Origin of the sequence: Caballeronia sp. LZ033 (assembly GCF_031451265.1) — a bacterium.
Classification (GTDB): Bacteria; Pseudomonadota; Gammaproteobacteria; order Burkholderiales; family Burkholderiaceae; genus Caballeronia.
Map to the genome: position 1 here is coordinate 887,589 of NZ_JARUXQ010000001.1, position 16,881 is coordinate 904,469.

The 16,881-nt window shown below is 65.4% G+C and carries 16 protein-coding genes; 4 read left to right on the forward strand and 12 right to left on the reverse strand.

The window, feature by feature from the left end:
- Genes nusB through ribBA form a run of 3 tightly spaced genes read right to left on the reverse strand, consistent with a single transcriptional unit; the run spans position 1 to position 2,159 of the window.
- Complete coding sequence (nusB, locus tag QCE62_RS03990) at positions 1-438, reverse strand: transcription antitermination factor NusB (RefSeq protein ID WP_309914580.1); 438 nt, start codon at positions 436-438, stop codon at positions 1-3.
- The gene (ribH, locus tag QCE62_RS03995; RefSeq protein WP_309807635.1) at positions 435-944 is read right to left on the reverse strand and encodes a 6,7-dimethyl-8-ribityllumazine synthase; all 510 of its coding nucleotides are present in this window, start codon (positions 942-944) and stop codon (positions 435-437) included. Before ribH ends, nusB begins: the two co-directional genes overlap by 4 nt.
- A 51-nt stretch (positions 945-995) precedes the next feature.
- The gene (gene ribBA, locus QCE62_RS04000; RefSeq protein ID WP_309914583.1) at positions 996-2,159 is read right to left on the reverse strand and encodes a bifunctional 3,4-dihydroxy-2-butanone-4-phosphate synthase/GTP cyclohydrolase II; all 1,164 of its coding nucleotides are present in this window, start codon (positions 2,157-2,159) and stop codon (positions 996-998) included.
- Between the two features lie 179 nt (positions 2,160-2,338).
- Here ribBA and QCE62_RS04005 point away from each other — a divergent pair, with 179 nt between their 5' ends.
- Complete coding sequence (locus QCE62_RS04005) at positions 2,339-2,851, forward strand: hypothetical protein (protein ID WP_309914585.1); 513 nt, start codon at positions 2,339-2,341, stop codon at positions 2,849-2,851.
- Here QCE62_RS04005 and QCE62_RS04010 read toward each other — a convergent pair.
- From QCE62_RS04010 to QCE62_RS04025, 4 genes are all read right to left on the reverse strand, one after another.
- Positions 2,775-3,386, reverse strand: coding sequence for a riboflavin synthase (locus tag QCE62_RS04010; protein WP_309914589.1), 612 nt, complete (start codon positions 3,384-3,386; stop codon positions 2,775-2,777). The two genes, QCE62_RS04005 and QCE62_RS04010, sit on opposite strands and share 77 nt — an antisense overlap.
- A gap of 45 nt (positions 3,387-3,431) precedes the next feature.
- Entirely contained in the window at positions 3,432-4,544 is a 1,113-nt protein-coding gene (ribD, locus tag QCE62_RS04015; RefSeq protein ID WP_309914592.1) for a bifunctional diaminohydroxyphosphoribosylaminopyrimidine deaminase/5-amino-6-(5-phosphoribosylamino)uracil reductase RibD, read from the reverse strand.
- A gap of 18 nt (positions 4,545-4,562) precedes the next feature.
- Positions 4,563-5,846 (reverse strand): glutamate-1-semialdehyde 2,1-aminomutase, encoded by a 1,284-nt coding sequence (gene hemL, locus QCE62_RS04020; protein ID WP_309914595.1) that lies wholly within the window; start codon positions 5,844-5,846, stop codon positions 4,563-4,565.
- A gap of 165 nt (positions 5,847-6,011) precedes the next feature.
- The gene (locus QCE62_RS04025; protein ID WP_309914598.1) at positions 6,012-6,560 is read right to left on the reverse strand and encodes a hypothetical protein; all 549 of its coding nucleotides are present in this window, start codon (positions 6,558-6,560) and stop codon (positions 6,012-6,014) included.
- A 151-nt stretch (positions 6,561-6,711) separates the two neighbouring features.
- On the opposite strand from QCE62_RS04025, the gene QCE62_RS04030 reads away from it, so the two are divergent.
- Entirely contained in the window at positions 6,712-7,923 is a 1,212-nt protein-coding gene (locus QCE62_RS04030; protein WP_309914600.1) for a Bcr/CflA family multidrug efflux MFS transporter, read from the forward strand.
- A gap of 15 nt (positions 7,924-7,938) precedes the next feature.
- Here the strand turns inward: QCE62_RS04030 and QCE62_RS04035 are convergent, their stop codons facing one another.
- Complete coding sequence (locus tag QCE62_RS04035) at positions 7,939-10,050, reverse strand: prolyl oligopeptidase family serine peptidase (RefSeq protein ID WP_309914605.1); 2,112 nt, start codon at positions 10,048-10,050, stop codon at positions 7,939-7,941.
- Between the two features lie 161 nt (positions 10,051-10,211).
- Between QCE62_RS04035 and QCE62_RS04040 the strand changes: the two genes are divergently transcribed.
- Positions 10,212-10,355, forward strand: coding sequence for a hypothetical protein (locus QCE62_RS04040; RefSeq protein ID WP_309914608.1), 144 nt, complete (start codon positions 10,212-10,214; stop codon positions 10,353-10,355).
- A 2-nt stretch (positions 10,356-10,357) separates the two neighbouring features.
- Here the strand turns inward: QCE62_RS04040 and QCE62_RS04045 are convergent, their stop codons facing one another.
- The 4 genes from QCE62_RS04045 to QCE62_RS04060 form a co-directional block, all read right to left on the reverse strand.
- Positions 10,358-11,476, reverse strand: coding sequence for a sn-glycerol-3-phosphate ABC transporter ATP-binding protein UgpC (locus QCE62_RS04045; RefSeq protein ID WP_309914610.1), 1,119 nt, complete (start codon positions 11,474-11,476; stop codon positions 10,358-10,360).
- Positions 11,477-11,526: 50 nt separating this feature from the next.
- Positions 11,527-12,384: a carbohydrate ABC transporter permease gene (locus QCE62_RS04050; protein WP_309807645.1), complete on the reverse strand. Its 858-nt coding sequence runs from the start codon at positions 12,382-12,384 to the stop codon at positions 11,527-11,529.
- A complete protein-coding gene (locus QCE62_RS04055) occupies positions 12,374-13,312 on the reverse strand; it encodes a sugar ABC transporter permease (RefSeq protein ID WP_309914612.1) in 939 nt (312 codons plus the stop codon). The genes QCE62_RS04050 and QCE62_RS04055 overlap by 11 nt, the downstream gene beginning before the upstream one ends.
- A gap of 194 nt (positions 13,313-13,506) precedes the next feature.
- The gene (locus QCE62_RS04060) at positions 13,507-14,760 is read right to left on the reverse strand and encodes an ABC transporter substrate-binding protein (protein ID WP_309807647.1); all 1,254 of its coding nucleotides are present in this window, start codon (positions 14,758-14,760) and stop codon (positions 13,507-13,509) included.
- Between the two features lie 645 nt (positions 14,761-15,405).
- Between QCE62_RS04060 and zwf the strand changes: the two genes are divergently transcribed.
- On the forward strand, positions 15,406-16,866 hold the full coding sequence (gene zwf / locus QCE62_RS04065) for a glucose-6-phosphate dehydrogenase (RefSeq protein ID WP_309914615.1): 1,461 nt from the start codon (positions 15,406-15,408) through the stop codon (positions 16,864-16,866).
- Positions 16,867-16,881 lie beyond the last annotated feature (15 nt).

A 16,881-nucleotide genomic window follows, 5' to 3' on the forward strand; every position in this document is an offset into this window, starting at 1 on the left:
CTACGCTCCGCGTCCACGCGCCTGCGCCTCGGTGGGACGCAGGGCGACAGCGAGCTTGTCGAGCACGCCATTGACGTACTTGTAGCCGTCCGAGCCGCCGAAGGTCTTCGTCAGTTCCACCGCTTCATTGATGACGACGCGATACGGCACGTCGATGTGATGCTTGAACTCGAAGGCCGCAACCAGCAGCACCGCGCGTTCGACCGGCGACAACTGATCGATCGGCCGGTCCAGACACGGCTGCAGCTGCTCGGACAACGTGTCCGCTTCCTTGATCACGCCGTGCAGGATGGCGTCCAGGTGTTCCTGGTCGGCCTTGTCGAAACCTTGCGTGGAACGCAGCTGCGCGTCGATTTCACCGGCGGGCGCACCGGACAGCAGCCATTGATAAAGCCCTTGCGTCGCGAGCTCGCGCGAACGGCGTCGTGCGCTCTTCATGCGCGGTCCTCGTCTTCTTCGTCTTCGTCTTCTTCATCGCCGCCGAGCTGCTCGAGCGCGACGGACAGATTCGCCATTTCAACCGCGACGCGCGCGGCATCGCGGCCCTTTTCGGTCATGCGCGCGACGGCCTGCTCGTCGTTCTCGGTCGTGAGCACGGCGTTCGCCACCGGAATGCCGAAGTCGAGCGCAATGCGCGAAATGCCCGCGCCGTTCTCGTTCGACACCAGTTCGAAGTGATAGGTCTCGCCGCGCACGACGCAGCCGACCGCGATCAGCGCGTCGAACTGGCCGGACTCAGCCAGCTTTTGCAGCGCGAGCGGAATTTCCAGCGCGCCGGGGACGGTGACGAGCAACACGTCTTCGCCGATCACGCCGAGACGCTCCAGTTCCTCGATGCACGCGTCGGCGAGGCCGTTGCACACCGGTTCGTTGAAGCGCGACTGTACGATGCCGATGCGCAGGCCGTCGCCGTCGAGGTTCGGCTGATATTGTCCGATTTCCATGAATTGAATCCGTTGGTTCTGTTGGAGAGGGGCGTCGGGTCCGGTCCGGTGTCAGGCCGAGCGCAGCTGGGCGACGGACGGCTCGACGGGCGCGGCGGTCGCGGGGCAGCCGGGCATCGGGATGAAGCCGGTGACTTCGAGCCCATAGCCCGACATGCTGCCGAGCTTGCGCGGATTCGAGAGCACCTGCATCTTGCCGACGCCGATGTCGCGCAGGATTTGCGCGCCGATGCCATAAGTCTTGAAGTCGATCGGCCGGCGTTGCAGTTCCTTGGCCTTTTCCTGCTGGTCGAACGCTTCGAACACGGCCACGAGGTGTTCCTTCGTGTCGCCGCAATTGAGCATGACGATGGCGCCGAGGTCGCGCGCGGCGATTTCCTTCATCGCGGCGTCGATGGTCCACGAGTGCATGGAGGCATCGATTTCGAGCAGGTCGAGCACCGAAAGCGGTTCGTGCACGCGCACCGGCGTTTCCTGCTCGGGACGCGGCGTGCCGCGCACCAGCGCGATGTGCGGCGAATGCGTGGGTTCGTCGCGGTACAGGATGGCGCGGAACGAGCCGTGCGCGGTCTGCATGGTGCGCTCGGAGACCTTCTCGATGATCGATTCGGTGCGGCTGCGATAGTGGATCAGGTCGGCGATCGAGCCGATCTTGATGCCGTGCTGCTCGCCGAACTCGATGAGATCCGGCAGGCGAGCCATTTCGCCGTCGTCCTTGATGACTTCGCAGATCACGGCGGCGGGTGTGAGGCCGGCGAGCGCGGTGAGGTCGCAGCCTGCTTCCGTGTGGCCGGCGCGGACCAGCACGCCGCCGGGCTGCGCCATGATCGGAAACACGTGGCCGGGCTGAACGATGTGTTCGGCGCGCGCGTCCGGCGCGACCGCCGCCTGGATGGTCCGGGCGCGGTCCGAGGCCGAAATGCCGGTGGTGACGCCCTCGGCGGCCTCGATGCTGACCGTGAACGCGGTGCCGTACTGCGTGCCGTTGCGCTGCGTCATCAGGGGCAGGTTGAGCTGCTGGCAGCGCTCCTGGGTGAGCGTCAGGCAGATCAGGCCGCGGCCGTATTTCGCCATGAAGTTGATGGCTTCAGGGGTGACGAATTCGGCGGCGAGAATCAGATCGCCTTCATTCTCGCGATCTTCTTCGTCGACGAGGATCACCATCCGGCCGGCTTTCAGTTCAGCGATGATCTCAGGAGTGGAGGCGAGCGACATGATGACGTCCCGTAAGGGTCCGGTTCGGGGAAAGGGCGTATTTTACGCCACGGCCGCCACGCGGGCGGCGAAATCCACGGAACGGCGGACGGGAAATTTCCTAGGCCATTCGGACGAATGGTGCGCGCGCGCCGGGCCTGAGAGACTGGCTGGACCTCAACTCTCACGGCGTGACAACCATGATCAGCATGAAGCACAGAAACGGATCACAGGCGCTGACCGCTGCGGATCCGGCACTTTCCCCGGATCGCGCGGCGGTGCGCATCACGGACTATTTCGAGGCGCGGCTGCTCGAAATCGAGCGGCAGTGGATCGAGGCGGGTAATGCAGAGGCGTTCGACCTTCTGATCGAACGCCTGGATACGGAAGTGCTTCCCCAGCTCAGGACGGCGCCGCGCATGGGGCGCGATGTTTCCGGGCAGATTCCGGAGCAGTTCGAAGCGGCGCTCTGTGTGGGCTATCTCGTCGAGATGCTGGAGCGGGCGAGGGCGGCGGGCGGCGAACTGTACGTGCACGAGTTCGGCGACGCGCCGTCCGGAGAATATGCGCTGCTCTACCTGCTCGCGCAGGAGACGCTGTACCTGGTGTCGATCCGCGAGACCGGCGCCGGCGCCGTCACGACGCGCTCATCATCCGTTCCACATAGCGCGCAATCAGATCGATCTCCAGATTCACCCGGCTGCCCGCCTTGAGCGCGCTCAGCGTCGTGACTTCGACGGTATGCGGGATCAGGTTGATCGAAAACTCGCTGCCATCGGGGCGGTCGGTGACGGCGTTGACGGTGAGGCTCACGCCGTTCACCGTGACCGAACCCTTGTAGGCGAGATACTTGCCGATCTCCTTCGGCGCGACGATGCGCAGTTCGTGCGACTCGCCCACCGGCTCGAATTTCGATACGACGCCGAGGCCGTCCACATGTCCTGAAACGAGATGGCCGCCCAGGCGGTCGTGCGCGCGCAAGGCCTTTTCCAGATTCACGCCGGTGCCGGCCTCGCCGAGGCCCACCGTCTTGTTCAGGCTTTCGCGCGACACATCGACATCGAAGGACTCGGGCGTCTTCTGGATCACCGTCATGCAGGCGCCCTGAATGGCAATGCTGTCGCCGAGTTCCACGTCGCTCAGGTCGAGCCCGCCGGCCGTGATGGTCAGGCGAACGCCCGCGTCCTGGGCGCCAAGCGGCGTGACTTTTTCGATGCGGCCCATCGCCGCGACAATACCTGTGAACATCTGGAGCGTTCCTTTTGAATCAGAAAATGACGGATCGAAATGCCGTCAGCTAGCCACGTTGGCTTCGGCGAAGCGCGCCAGAATGCGCAAATCGTCGCCCAAGCGGTCGATGCGATGAAATTTCAGATGCGGGCGCGCGTCGAGCGTGGCCGGCGGCGCGAAGTCGAACATGCCGGGCGCGCTGCCGAGCAGGCTCGGCGCCAGATAGACCAGCAATTCGTCGACGCAGCCTTCGCGCAGCAGCGAGCCGTTCAGCTTGTGGCCCGCTTCCACGTGCAGTTCGTTGATGCCGCGATCCGCGAGCGCCGTGAGCATGGCGGGCAGATCCACCTTGCCCTGCTCGTTCGAGATCTCGATCAGGTCCACGCCCTTGTCGCGCAGCGCGGCGGCGCGCGCGGGCTCGGCGTCGGCGGCATGGAAGATCCATGGCGGCGCGCCTTCGAGAATGCGGGCGGCAGGCGGCACGTCCAGACGGCTGTCGATCAGCACGCGCTGCGGCTGGCGCGGTGTATCCACCGCGCGCACCGTCAGTTGCGGATCATCCTCGCGCACGGTGCCGATGCCGGTGAGGATGGCGCAGGCGCGGGCGCGCCACGCGTGGCCGTCGGCGCGGGCGTCCTCGCCGGTGATCCACTGGCTGTCGCCGGACGGCAGCGCGGTGCGGCCGTCGAGCGTGGCCGCAACCTTCATGCGCACCCAAGGCCGGCGCCGCGTCATGCGCGACACGAAGCCGATGTTCAGCTCATGCGCTTCGTTCGCGAGCAGTCCGCAGCGCACGTCGATGCCCGCATCGCGCAACATGGTGAGACCTCGTCCGGACACCGCCGGATTCGGATCTTCCATCGCCGCGATCACCTTCTCGACGCGCGCGTCGATGAGCGCGTGCGCGCACGGCGGCGTGCGCCCGAAATGACTGCACGGTTCGAGCGTCACATAGGCCGTGGCGCCGCGCGGATCCTTGCCGCGCGAGCGCGCGTCCTTCAGCGCGCGAACCTCGGCGTGATCCTGACCGGCCGGCTGCGTGAAACCCATGCCGATCACTTCGCCGTTCTTGACGAGCACGCAGCCCACACGCGGGTTCGGCGTCGTCGTGTACATGCCTTTCGAAGCGAGCGCGAGCGCGCGCTCCATGTGCGTGAAATCGGTTTGCGAGAACATCGGCGCGGCCCGGCAGCGTCAGGCCGACAGCGACGCGAACACGCCGCGCGCCGCGTCGAGCGTCGCGCCGATCACGGCGTCGTCGTGCGCGCTCGACACGAAGCCCGCTTCGAACGCCGACGGCGCGAAGTACACGCCCGCGTCGAGCATCGCATGGAAGAAGGCGTTGAAGCGCAGCGTGTTGCCTTGCTGGATCTGCGCAAAACTCGCCGGCACCTGTTCGGAGAAATACAGGCCGAACATGCCGCCGATCGAGTCGGCGCAGAACGGAATCCGGGCCTCGCGCGCGGCGGCCGTCAAGCCGTCGACGAGCTTGCGGGTCTGTTTCGCGAGGTCGTCGTAGAAGCCGGGGCGCTGGATCAGGCGCAGGGTCGCGAGACCGGCGGCCACCGCAATCGGATTGCCGGAGAGCGTGCCCGCCTGATAGACGCCGCCCAGCGGCGCCAGGTGGGCCATGATGTCGCGCCGCCCGCCGAAGGCCGCCGCCGGCATGCCGCCGCCGATCACCTTGCCGAGACACGTGAGGTCGGGCTTGATGCCGTAGACCTCCTGCGCGCCGCCGAGCGCCACGCGGAAGCCGCACATGACTTCGTCGAAGATCAGGACCGTGCCGTATTCGGTGCAGCGCTCGCGCAGCGCGTTCAGGAATTCAGGCGTCGCGCGCACGAGATTCATGTTGCCGGCCACCGGCTCGACGATCACCGACGCCACTTCCGCGCCGAAGGCCTTGAACGCCTCGTTCAATTGCTCGACGTTGTTGTATTCGAGCACCGTGGTGTGCTTTGCGATGTCGGCCGGCACGCCCGCCGAAGTCGGATTGCCGAACGTGAGCAGGCCGGAACCGGCCTTGACGAGCAGGCTGTCGGCGTGGCCGTGATAGCAGCCTTCGAACTTGATGATGCGGCTGCGGCCCGTGAAACCGCGCGCCAGACGCAGCGCGCTCATGGTGGCTTCCGTGCCGGACGACACCATGCGCACCTGTTCGATCGACGGCACGAGCTTGCAGATTTCCTCGGCAATCTCGATCTCGGCTTCGGTCGGCGCGCCGAACGAGAAACCCTGCGCCAGCACGCGCTGGACGGCGGCCAGCACGTCCGGGTGGACGTGGCCGAGAATCATGGGACCCCACGAGCCGATGTAGTCGATATAGCGCTTGCCGTCCGCATCCCAGAAATACGGGCCTTGTGCGCGCTCGATGAAACGCGGCGTGCCGCCTACCGAGCGGAACGCCCGCACCGGCGAGTTCACGCCGCCCGGAATGGTTCGCTGTGCGCGTTCGAAGAGTGCTTGATTCTTGGACATGGATGGAAGCCTGCGCTGAAGGTGAATGCGGGAGCCGCGCCGGAGCGGCCGCGCGCCGGGTGGGCGCTGGCCCGCGGAACGCGCGATCCGACGCGAAAAACGGTGCTGAAATTGTACCGGAGTCGTTGCGACCAGGCCGGGTCGGGGCCTGGCCGTTGACGGGCGTCAAGCGGGCTTGCGGGGCGTGCGGGCGCGTGTCCGGCGCGCGGTGGGCGCAGGTTCGGGAGCAGGAGCGGGAGCGGCTTGCGTCATGGGCGGCGGTACAGGAGGCCGCGAGCGCCGCCCGGTGCGCTCGGTCCAGCGCTTCTCCAGCGCGCCTTCGGCCATTGGCTTGATGAGCGTGCCGGACATCTGCGCGTCCCAGGTCTGCACCGAGAAGGGATGGGCCCGCAGTTCGTCGCGCGTGACAACTACCTGCTCGTGCGCATCGACAAGCCAGTCATAGACGAAGTCGATGCACAGCCGGTAGCCCCGCTTGCTGCCGGCGTCCGGCACCTCGTAGGGCGCGCGCGTCACGTATCCCGACGCGAACACGCCCTTTGGCTCCTGCGCCACCCGGTGCACGAACACGCGGTCGCCCGGCAGCAGGCCGCGTGCCGTGCCGCAGCCCCAGACATCGGCGACGGCTTCCCCCGCGCTCACCCGGCGCGCCAGGTCAGGCAGTTCGGGCCATGGCCACTTCTTGGGGCTCCAGATCAGCAGGAAGGCGGTCATCGGGGCGGTGCGTCGAGTGAATGAAAGAAGCGTCGAGCTTAGCGCACGGCGCGGTTCAGGGCCGGATCATGACAAAGCGTCGCGTACAATGACCGTTCTCTCGCGCGGCCGAACGCCGCACCGCCTCCACCTTTCCCGTCCTGCGAACCTCATGTCCGACACCTCCCGGCGCCGGCCCGACGGCCGTTTGATTCTGCTGCTCGGCGCGCTCGCCGCCTGCGGCCCGCTGTCGATCGACATGTATCTGCCGAGCCTGCCCGCGCTGGCGGCGTCCTTCGGCACGAGCCCGGCCGCCGCGCAAAGCACGCTGACCAGCTTCATGTTCGGCTTCTCGTTCGGCATGCTGCTCTATGGCCCGATGTCCGACGCCTACGGCCGCCGGCCCGTCCTGCTCGGCGGGATTGCGCTGTATGCGCTGGCGAGCATCGCGTGCGCGGCGGCGTTTTCCATCGACGCCCTCGTGCTCGTGCGCTTCCTGCAGGCGCTGGGCGCGGGCGCGGCCTCGGTGCTGGCGCGCGCCATCGCCCGCGACGCGCACGCACCGGCCGACGCCGCCCGCGTGCTGTCGATGCTGTCCATCGTCACGTCGATGGGCCCGCTGCTCGCGCCGCTGATCGGCGGGCAGTTGATCCTGCTGGGCGGCTGGCGCGTCGTGTTCATCGCGCTGACGCTGTTCGGGCTGACCTGCGCCGTCACCGCGTTCCTGCGCGTGCCGGAAACCTGGCCGAAGGAGAAGCGCGCGAGTTCGGCGTTGGCCAAGTCGTTCGCCGCCTACCGGCACCTGCTCACCGATCCGGTCACCTGGGGCCACATGATCTGCGGCGGCATGGCCTTCGCGTCGATGTTCGCATACATCACGGCAACGCCGTTCGTCTACATCGACTACTTCCATGTGAAGCCGCAGTTCTACGGCTTCCTGTTCGGGCTCAATATCGTGGGCATCATCGCGGGCAATGTGCTCAACACGAAGTGGGTCGGCCGGGTGGGCGCGATGAAGATGATCTCGGCGGCGTCATTCGTGAGCGTGGCCGCGGCGCTCGCGGTCGCGCTGGTGTCGCTGACGGGGTGGGGCGGCCTGTGGTCGATCGTCGTGTGCCTGTTCTTCGTGGTCGGCGTGGTCGGGCTGCTCTCGGCCAATTGCACGACCGAACTGATGCACCGCTATCCGCACAACGCAGGCGCGGCCGCCGCCGTGTTCGGCGCGATGCAACTCGCGCTCGGCGCGCTGTCGAGTCTCGCGGTGGGTCTGTTTCACGATGTCTCGCCGCACGGCATGGGCATCGTGATTGGCGTGAGCGGGGTGCTGACCTTCGCCGGGCGCACGCTGGTGCTGCGTTCGCACGCTGCGCCGGTGAAGGTGTGAGCCGCGAACTCCCGTTCAGGTCAACAGACCCACTCGCGCCGCGAGAAACGTGAAAGCGGCGGCTTCCGTCCGCGCCACGGCGTCCGGCTCCACGCCCGCGCCGTGACCGCCTTCGCCGGTTTCCGCGTACCACACGTCCGGATGTCCTTGCGCCTGCATCTTCGCCACCATCTTGCGGCCGTGCGACGGATGCACGCGGTCGTCCATCGTCGATGAAGTGAACAGCGCCGGCGGATAGGCAGTCTGCGCCGCCACCTTCTGATAAGGCGAATAGGTCATCAGGAAGCGCAGGTCGTCGGGGTTGTCGGGATCGCCGTATTCGTCGATCCACGACGCGCCTTGCAACAACTGATGAAAGCGCGCCATGTCGAGCAGCGGCACTTCCGACAGCACGGCGCCGAACAGATCCGGCCGCTGCACCATGCATGCGCCCACGAGCAGGCCGCCATTGCTGCCGCCGCGGATGGCCAGTTGCCGGCTGGACGTGACGCCCGAATCGATGAGCGCCTGTGCGACCGCAATGAAATCGTCGAAGGCGATCTGCCGTTTCTCGCGCAACGCCGCCTGATGCCACGCCGGTCCGAATTCACCGCCGCCGCGAATGTTCGCCATCGCATACAGCCCGCCGCGTTCGAGCCAGGCGATGCCGGTCGTCGCGTCGTAAGCCGGATCCAGCGCGACTTCGAAACCGCCATAGCCGTACAGCACGCAAGGGCGCGCAGCGGTGTTCGTCTCGACGTCACGCCCGATCAGCCAATACGGAATGCGCTCCCCGTCCGGCGCGATGGCGTGCCGGCGCACGGCGGACATGCCGCCGGCGTCGAACTGCGCGGGCAGGCGGGCGAGCAACTGCCAGGGCGCGTCGCTTGCGAGATCCGCGTAATACAGCGACGGCGGCACCAGGAAATGTTCGGCATCGATGAGCACGGTGTCGTCGTGTTCGCTGTCGATCGCGGACACGTACGCATGACTTGCCTTCGGCAACTCGAATGCACGGGTCTGCCAGGCTTGCGCGTCGTCCGCGGGCGGTCGCATCAGCGTGACGCGCGGCTCACCATCGTCCATTGCCGAGACGATCAGCCAATTTTTCGTGAAGTCGATTCCGGCGAGCACCCGACGCTCGGCCGGCGTGTACAGCACGGTGAATTGCCGCGAACCCGCGAGGAATGCGTCGCGGCGGATGACGGTGAGCGTGCCGGGCGCATGGCGGCGGCCACCCGCGTTCCAGTACTTGCGCGGCGTGACGAAGAGCCAGCCGTGCCAGTGGGTCATCTCCGCGTGCGCGGGCAACTCGTACTGGCGCCACTCGCCGGAGGTTTCGTCCAGCCAGTAGTTCAGCGTGTCGAAGAAACTGGTCGAGCGGGATGCAACATGCAGCTTTTCGATCGGGAGATAGTCCACGCCCGCCGAAACGTCACGCCGTTCGCCTTCGAACACGACGGGCGCATCGGCGAGCGGCGTGCCGCGTGACCAGCGCCGCGCCTGGCGCGGAAATCCCGACGTGGTGAGCGCGGGGCGCGGGTTGGTCCGGCTGTCGTCCCAGCCGACATAGACCGTATCGCGGTCGATCCACGAGATGTCGTGCTTGCCGACTTCGGGCAGGCAGAAGCCGTCCGTGACGAAGGTCTTTGTCTCGATATCGAACTCGCGCACCACGAGCGCGTCCGAGCCGCCGGGCGAAAGGCTCACCAGCGCGCGGTCGTAGGTCGGGTAGAGCAGGTCGAAGCCGGCGAGCGCCCAGCGCGTGTCGTCGTCCTCGCGCGTGTTGACGTCGAGGGCGTCGATATCGAGCACGGTTTCCCATTCGGGCGTGCCGGCGAGCCACGCGCTCCACGGCGTGCGCCGCGTGATGCCGAGCGGATGCGCGTCGTCCTGCCAGGTGTTGTAGCCCCAGTCGTTATAACGCGTGCACACGACGATGCGGTCCTGCGACGTATACACAGCTTCCAGTCGCGCGGCGAGCGCATGCGCGTCGGGCGTGGCGCCGAAGGCGGTCTCCGTGCGGCGGTTCTGGGCTTCGACCCAGGCTTGCGCGCGCGGATCTTCGAGGGCCTCGAGGCCGATGAAGGGATCGGCGCCTTCGGACGCCGGCCAGGCGAGTTCGGGACGCGAGGAGAGAAAGGGCATGCGGGGTGCGAAGGTTCGGGTGACGAAAAAGGGATTGTGCCAGCCACGCTAGCCAGATGATGCTTCGACGAGGCGAGCGCGGGGCATGGCCGTTCTCGCTTGCTGCGACGCGGATATGTCCCGGCCGGCGCCGATGATCGCAAAGCTTCAACGCGTCGAGCATGAAAGGCAATCCGAAATATCCGGAAAATTGTTTCGACAATCGGCCGCCATTCCAGCGTCCAACCCTCAGCAGCCATTCAATCCCGAGCATCAAAAAAAACGCCACGGCGAACCGTGGCGTCCAGACTGCCTTCGAGCGCTGACTTCAAGCCAGCCGCTCCTCCGTCTGCGGATCGAACAGCACGGCCTTCGAGACATCGAACAGCAGCGTCATGTTCGACAGCGGCTGCGGATTCGACGCCGGGTGCACGCGCGACACGATGCGCTTGCTATTCACCTGGGCGAACACCAGCGTGTCCGGCCCGGTCGGTTCGATCACGTCGACGCGCACGTCCACCGGCTGCAAGCTCGTGTCGGAGACATCGTGCGCGCTGCGCGAGTCGGTGATGCGTTCCGGACGCAAGCCGAGGATCACGTCCTGACCCAGCTTGCCGCGCAGGCGGCCCGCATCGAAGGGCAGGTTCAGCACCTTCTGCGCGACGCCCGTATCCAGCTGCAAGCCGACGCCCGCGCCCGCTTCCACCAGCTTGCCGGTGATGAAGTTCATCGGCGGCGCGCCGATGAAACCCGCCACGAACAGATTCGACGGCGCGTCGTAGATTTCCTGCGGCGCGCCGAACTGCTGCACGACGCCATCCTTCATCACGGCGATGCGATCGCCCAGCGTCATCGCCTCGATCTGGTCGTGCGTCACGTACACGATCGTCGTGCCCAGGCGCTGATGCAGCAGCTTGATCTCCGAACGCATTTCGATGCGCAGCTTCGCATCGAGGTTGGAGAGCGGTTCGTCGAACAGGAACATCACGGGGTCGCGGGCCAGCGCGCGGCCCATCGCGACGCGCTGTCGCTGGCCGCCCGACAGCTGGCCCGGCTTGCGGTCCAGCAGATGACCGATCTGCAGCGTTTCCGACACGCGATCGACGATCTTCTTCTGCTCGTCCTTCGGCACCTTGCGGATGTTGAGGCCGAACGAGATGTTGTCGCGCACGCTCATCGACGGGTAGAGCGCGTAGGACTGGAACACCATCGCGATATCGCGGTCCTTCGGCGAGAGGTCGTTGACCGTCTTGCCGTCGATCATGATGTCGCCCTTGGTGACCGTCTCGAGCCCCGCGATCATGTTCAGCAAGGTCGATTTGCCGCAGCCCGAGCCGCCCACGAGAATCAGGAACTGACCGTCCTCGATGTCGATGTTGACGCCCTTGAGAACCGGCACCCCGTTCGGGTAGGTCTTGTACACGTCACGGATGGAAAGGCTTGCCATGTGAATCCTCTATGTAGTCTCTTCAACAGGGGATCGCGCGATTGCGGCGATCAACCCTTCACCGCGCCGGCCGTCAGCCCGCGCACGAAATAACGTCCTGCGATCATGTAGACCAGGATGGTCGGCAGCGCGGCGATGATCGCGCCCGCCATGTCGACGTTGTATTCCTTGACGCCCGTCGACGTGTTCACCAGGTTGTTCAGCGCCACCGTGATCGGCATGGAGTCCACACCCGAGAACACGATCCCGAACAGGAAGTCATTCCAGATCTGCGTGAACTGCCAGATCAGGCACACCATGAAGATCGGCAGCGACACCGGCAGCAGGATCTTCGTGAAGATCGTGAAGAAGCCCGCGCCGTCGATGCGCGCCGCCTTCACCAGCTCGGCCGGAATGCTCACGTAGAAGTTGCGGAAGAACATCGTCGTGAACGCGATGCCGTAGATCACGTGAACCAGCACCAGGCCCGTGGTCGTGTTCGACAGGCCGAGGAAGCCTTGCAGTCGCGCCATCGGCAGGAGAATGGCCTGGAACGGGATGAAGCAGCCGACCAGCAGCATCGTGAAGAGGCCATCCGCGCCGCGAAAGCGCCAGTGCGTGAGCACATAGCCGTTGAACGCACCGATGAACGATGAGATCAGCACGGCCGGAATCACCATGCGCACCGAGTTCATGAAGAACGGCTGCATGCCGTCGCAGCGCACGCCGGTACAGGCTTCCTGCCAGGCCTTGACCCACGGCGCGAAGGTAAAGTGCGTCGGCGGCGTCAGCAGGTTGCCCGTGCGCAACTGGTCGAGATCCTTGAAGGAGGTCGACAGCATCACGTAGATCGGGAACAGGAAGTAGAGCGCGAAGAGAATCAGCACCGCATAGATGACGGCGCGGCTCAAGGTCATCTTAGGCTGCATTGCGGGTGCTCCTCGATTCGAGATACATGAGCGGTACGAGCACCGCGACGACCGTGGCGAGCATCATCATCGACGACGCCGCGCCGACGCCGAGCTGCCCCCGGTTGAACGAGAACGTGTACATGAAGATGGCCGGCAGCGAGGACGACGTGCCCGGACCGCCCGCCGTCAGCGCGACCACCAGGTCGAAGGTCTTGATCGTGATGTGGCAGAGGATCAGCAGCACCGAGAAGAACACCGGGCGCATGCTCGGAATCACGATCTTGCGATAGATGGTGGGCAGCGTCGCGCCGTCCACTTGCGCGGCCTTGAAGATCTCGGCATCGACGCCGCGCAATCCCGCGAGGAACAGCGCCATCACGAAGCCGGTGGATTGCCACACCGCCGCGATCACGACGCAGAAGATGGCCTTGTCCGGGTCGCCCAGCCAGTTGAACGAGAAGCTCGTCCAGCCCCAGTCGTGGAACACCTTTTCGAGGCCGAGACCCGGGTTCAGGATCCACTGCCACGCGGTGCCGGTCACGATGAACGAGAGCGCCATCGGGTAGAGAAAGATGGCGCGCAGCGCGCCTTCGTTGCGGATCTTCTGGTCGAGCAGGATGGCGAGGAACAGCCCGAGGATCACGCAGATCGCGATGAACGGAATGCCGAACCAGCCGAGATTGGCGGCGGAGGTCCACCAGACATCGTTGGCGAAGAGCTGCTTGTAGCGGTCGAAGCCCGCGAAGGTATAGCGCGGCATCAGCCGCGACTCCGACAGCGAGAGATAACCCGTGATGCCGATGAAGCCGTACACGAATACGAGGGCGATCGCGACGCTGGGCGCGAGCACCAGCTTCGGGATCCAGCGATCGGCGAGCGCCGACGTGGGCGGCGCGCGACGCGGCGGGTTTTGCGGTTTCTTGTCCGCGGTAAGGGAGGCAGTCACGACTCGACTCCTGGAAAATGCGCCGACGCTCGGTGCGCTCTGTCGCACTTTTCTTCTGGCGCCTGTGGCGGAATGGCTATGCTTCGGCGGAAGCAAACGGCGCTGCTTGCAGCTGGCGTGATGCGGGTGAGGCAGATGCTTGTTCGTGGAAGCGGCGCGCCCGAATGAGCGCGCCGCTTCGGAGTGCAGCTGACTTACTTCGTCTTGGCGGCGTTCGCGAGCGCAGCCACCGCGCTCTTCGAATCCTGCGACGAATTCATGAACTTCGTCACGACGTCCGTCATGGCGCCGGCGACGGCGTCGCCCTGAGCCATGCCGTGCGCGAGCGACGGAACATAGCCGCCCGATTTGATCGCCGTCTGTTCATCAGCGTAGGACTTCTTCGCGCAGTCGTCGAATTTAGCCATCGACACGCCGAGACGGACCGGGATCGAGCCCTTGTTCAGGCTGAACTGCTCCTGGAACTCCGGCGTCATGATGGTCTTCGCGAGCGCGAGCTGGCCCGGCGTCGCGGCCTTCTGGTCCTTCTGCTGGAAGAACACGAAGGAATCGACGTTGAAGGTGTAGGCCTTGTCCGTGCCCGGCACCGGCGCGCAGATGTAGTCCGTGCCCGCCTTCTTGTTCGCGCCGGCGAATTCACCCTTCGCCCAGTCGCCCATGAACTGCATGCCCGCCTTGCCCTGGATGACCATGGCCGTCGCGAGGTTCCAGTCACGGCCGGTGCGGCCGCTGTCGAAATAGCCCTGGATCTTGCGGACGGTGTCGAACACCTGAATCATCTGCGGCGACGTCAGCGTCTTCTGGTCGAGATCGACGATCGCCTTCTTGTAGAAGTCCGCGCCCTGCGAGAGCACCACGTCTTCCCACAGCGTCAGGTCTTGCCACGGCTGGCCGCCCATCGCGATCGGCATGATGCCCGCGGCCTTCATCTTGTCGGCCACCTGGAAGAACTCGTTCCAGTTGGTCGGCACCTTGCCGCCGGCCTTGTCGAGCGCCGCCTTGTTGATGTACAGCCAGTTCACGCGGTGCACCGAGAAGGGCGCGGCGACGTAATGGCCGTCTGCGTGGATGATCTTGTCGATTTCCGGCGGCAGGTTCTTCTTCCAGTCACCCGCGACGGAGTCGATCGGCACGAGCACGCCTTGCTCGGCCCATTCCTGGATCAGCGGACCCTTGATCTGCGCGGCCGAAGGCGCATTGCCCGAGATCACCTGGGTCTTCAGCGCGGTCATCGCCGCCGCGCCCGCGCCGCCCGCCACCGCGAAGTCCTTCCACTGATAGCCCTGCTTGGTCATGTCGTCCTTGAGCACGCCGACCGCCTTCGATTCGCCGCCGGACGTCCACCAGTGCAGCACCGAGACCGCCTCGGCTGCCTGCACCGCCGACGCCGTCGCACCGCACAGAAGACCTGCGGCGCACAGTGCGCCCATGAGCTTACGGACTTTCATTGTTTATCTCCTCGACACCTGAACAAGAAACGATTGGCTCCCGAAGCCGCCAGAAGCATTGTTGGAAAAACAGTGGTCAAAAACGGCACAACGTGGGCGGCCGGGAATCGGCGGTGTCGGCGGGATGCGGCAGGCGCGGGCGCATGAAACGCCGCGTGCGTGCAGGGCCGGCAGACCGATAGCGGCCGCACGGCTCTCAAGAGATGAGTGGGTGGAATCGCAACTGCTGTCTCCTCTTTTGATTTTTGCCGGCCAAGGCGCGCGGAGTTGCGGAGCGCGCCGGGTACGGCGGCGAGGCTGAGCGCACTGGAACACTGGAGCTGAAAGGCACGCCTTGCGTGAAAAGCAAGGGTTCCGGGGCTCCGATAACATGCGCTCAGAAGGTCGGCGGGGAAACTGCGCGCTGTCCGATGACTCTCTTTGACAGTGGGTTTGCCCTGCGATGACATTTCCTCTTGATTTGAATTGTAGTTAAACTACAATTCAGTGTCAAAAAAAATTTTATCGGACTACGGCCGGTTTAGAGGAATTCTTCAGCGCATGCTTCAAAATAGCGCTGAAATCGTCCCGTAATGGCCTTGAAAGTTCGATAACGCAGCGCCACCGTTTCGACTCATCCAGCGTCAGGAACCCACGTTCAGACCCATGCAAAGCGATTCGAACTTCATCTTCGTCCTCTTCGGCGGCACCGGCGACCTCTCCATGCGCAAGATTCTTCCCGCGCTGTTCGAGGCCCATCGCGCGGGCATGCTCAACCCGGCAGGCAGGATCGTCTGTGTCGCGCGCGAATCGCTGGACCAGGCCGCGTACCGCGCATGGGTGGAAGAGCACGTGAAGCCGCATGTGTCGAAGAGCGGCGTGGACGAACCGGCCTGGCGCAGCTTTCTCGAACGCTTTGAGTACGTCGGCATCGATCTCGGGCGCGCCGAAGACTTCGTCACGTTACGTGACGTGCTCGCGCAGTACGACGGCACGCGCGTGTTCTACCTGGCAACCGGCCCGTCGCTGTTCGTGCCCATCTGCCGCGCGCTGGCGGACGTCGGCCTGAACAAGAATGCGCGCATCGTGCTGGAGAAGCCGCTCGGCTACGACCTGAAGTCGTCGAACGCGATCAATGACGCCGTCGGCGAGATCTTCGAGGAAGAGCAGATCTACCGGATCGATCACTACCTCGGCAAGGAGCCGGTGCAGAACCTGCTGGCACTGCGGTTTTCCAACGTGCTGTTCGAGCCGCTGTGGCGGCGCGAGTGGGTCGAGAGCATCCAGATCACGATCGCGGAAGAACTGGGCGTGGAAGCGCGCGGCGACTTCTACGACAATACAGGCGCGTTGCGCGACATGGTGCAGAACCACTTGTTGCAGCTGCTCTCCATCGTGACCATGGAGCCGCCGCATTCCATCGATTCAGACTCCGTGCGCGACGAAAAGCTGCGCGTGCTGCGCGCGTTGAAGCCGGTGGACGAGCGCGACATCAGCCGGGTCGCGGTGCGCGGTCAGTATCATGCGGGCGTGATCCGCGGCGCGGCGGTGCCGGCCTATGCCACCGAAAAGGGCGTGCGCCCCGACAGCAACACGGAAACCTTTGTCGCGCTGAAGGTGGAAATCGAGAACTGGCGCTGGGCGGGCGTGCCGTTCTTCCTGCGCACGGGCAAGCGGCTGGCGGACCGGGTCGCGGAGATCGTGGTGAATTTCCGCGCCGTGCCGCATTCGGCGCTGGGGGCAAATGCGTCGCGCGTGGGCGTGAACCGGCTGGTGATCCGCCTGCAGCCGAACGAGTCCATTCGGCTGTACTGCCTCGCGAAGCAGCCAGGCGAAGGCATGAATCTGGCAAGCGTGCATCTCGACCTCGCGTTCGACCAGTTCTTCAAGGAAGGACAGATGGAGGCGTATCAGCGCCTGCTGCTCGACGTGATCCATGGCCGGCTCGCGCTGTTCGTGCGGCGCGACGAGCAGGAAGCGGCGTGGCGCTGGGTCGAGCCGATCCTGAACGCGTGGGCGTCGTCGGCCAACAAGCCGAAGCCGTATGCATCGGGCACGTGGGGGCCGGCGGCATCGAGCGCGATGCTTGCGCAGCACGGCACCTGCTGGCTCGAGGAAGAAAACTGAAGACGTCACGCCGAC

What these genes read in the sequence shown, in the direction of transcription:
- nusB (WP_309914580.1), bottom strand. Translation starts at nt 438, where the DNA reads ATGAAGAGCGCACGACGCCGTTCGCGCGAGCTCGCGACGCAAGGGCTT.
- ribH (WP_309807635.1), bottom strand. Translation starts at nt 944, where the DNA reads ATGGAAATCGGACAATATCAGCCGAACCTCGACGGCGACGGCCTGCGC.
- ribBA (WP_309914583.1), bottom strand. Translation starts at nt 2,159, where the DNA reads ATGTCGCTCGCCTCCACTCCTGAGATCATCGCTGAACTGAAAGCCGGC.
- QCE62_RS04005 (WP_309914585.1), top strand. Translation starts at nt 2,339, where the DNA reads ATGATCAGCATGAAGCACAGAAACGGATCACAGGCGCTGACCGCTGCG.
- QCE62_RS04010 (WP_309914589.1), bottom strand. Translation starts at nt 3,386, where the DNA reads ATGTTCACAGGTATTGTCGCGGCGATGGGCCGCATCGAAAAAGTCACG.
- ribD (WP_309914592.1), bottom strand. Translation starts at nt 4,544, where the DNA reads ATGTTCTCGCAAACCGATTTCACGCACATGGAGCGCGCGCTCGCGCTC.
- hemL (WP_309914595.1), bottom strand. Translation starts at nt 5,846, where the DNA reads ATGTCCAAGAATCAAGCACTCTTCGAACGCGCACAGCGAACCATTCCG.
- QCE62_RS04025 (WP_309914598.1), bottom strand. Translation starts at nt 6,560, where the DNA reads ATGACCGCCTTCCTGCTGATCTGGAGCCCCAAGAAGTGGCCATGGCCC.
- QCE62_RS04030 (WP_309914600.1), top strand. Translation starts at nt 6,712, where the DNA reads ATGTCCGACACCTCCCGGCGCCGGCCCGACGGCCGTTTGATTCTGCTG.
- QCE62_RS04035 (WP_309914605.1), bottom strand. Translation starts at nt 10,050, where the DNA reads ATGCCCTTTCTCTCCTCGCGTCCCGAACTCGCCTGGCCGGCGTCCGAA.
- QCE62_RS04040 (WP_309914608.1), top strand. Translation starts at nt 10,212, where the DNA reads ATGAAAGGCAATCCGAAATATCCGGAAAATTGTTTCGACAATCGGCCG.
- QCE62_RS04045 (WP_309914610.1), bottom strand. Translation starts at nt 11,476, where the DNA reads ATGGCAAGCCTTTCCATCCGTGACGTGTACAAGACCTACCCGAACGGG.
- QCE62_RS04050 (WP_309807645.1), bottom strand. Translation starts at nt 12,384, where the DNA reads ATGCAGCCTAAGATGACCTTGAGCCGCGCCGTCATCTATGCGGTGCTG.
- QCE62_RS04060 (WP_309807647.1), bottom strand. Translation starts at nt 14,760, where the DNA reads ATGAAAGTCCGTAAGCTCATGGGCGCACTGTGCGCCGCAGGTCTTCTG.
- zwf (WP_309914615.1), top strand. Translation starts at nt 15,406, where the DNA reads ATGCAAAGCGATTCGAACTTCATCTTCGTCCTCTTCGGCGGCACCGGC.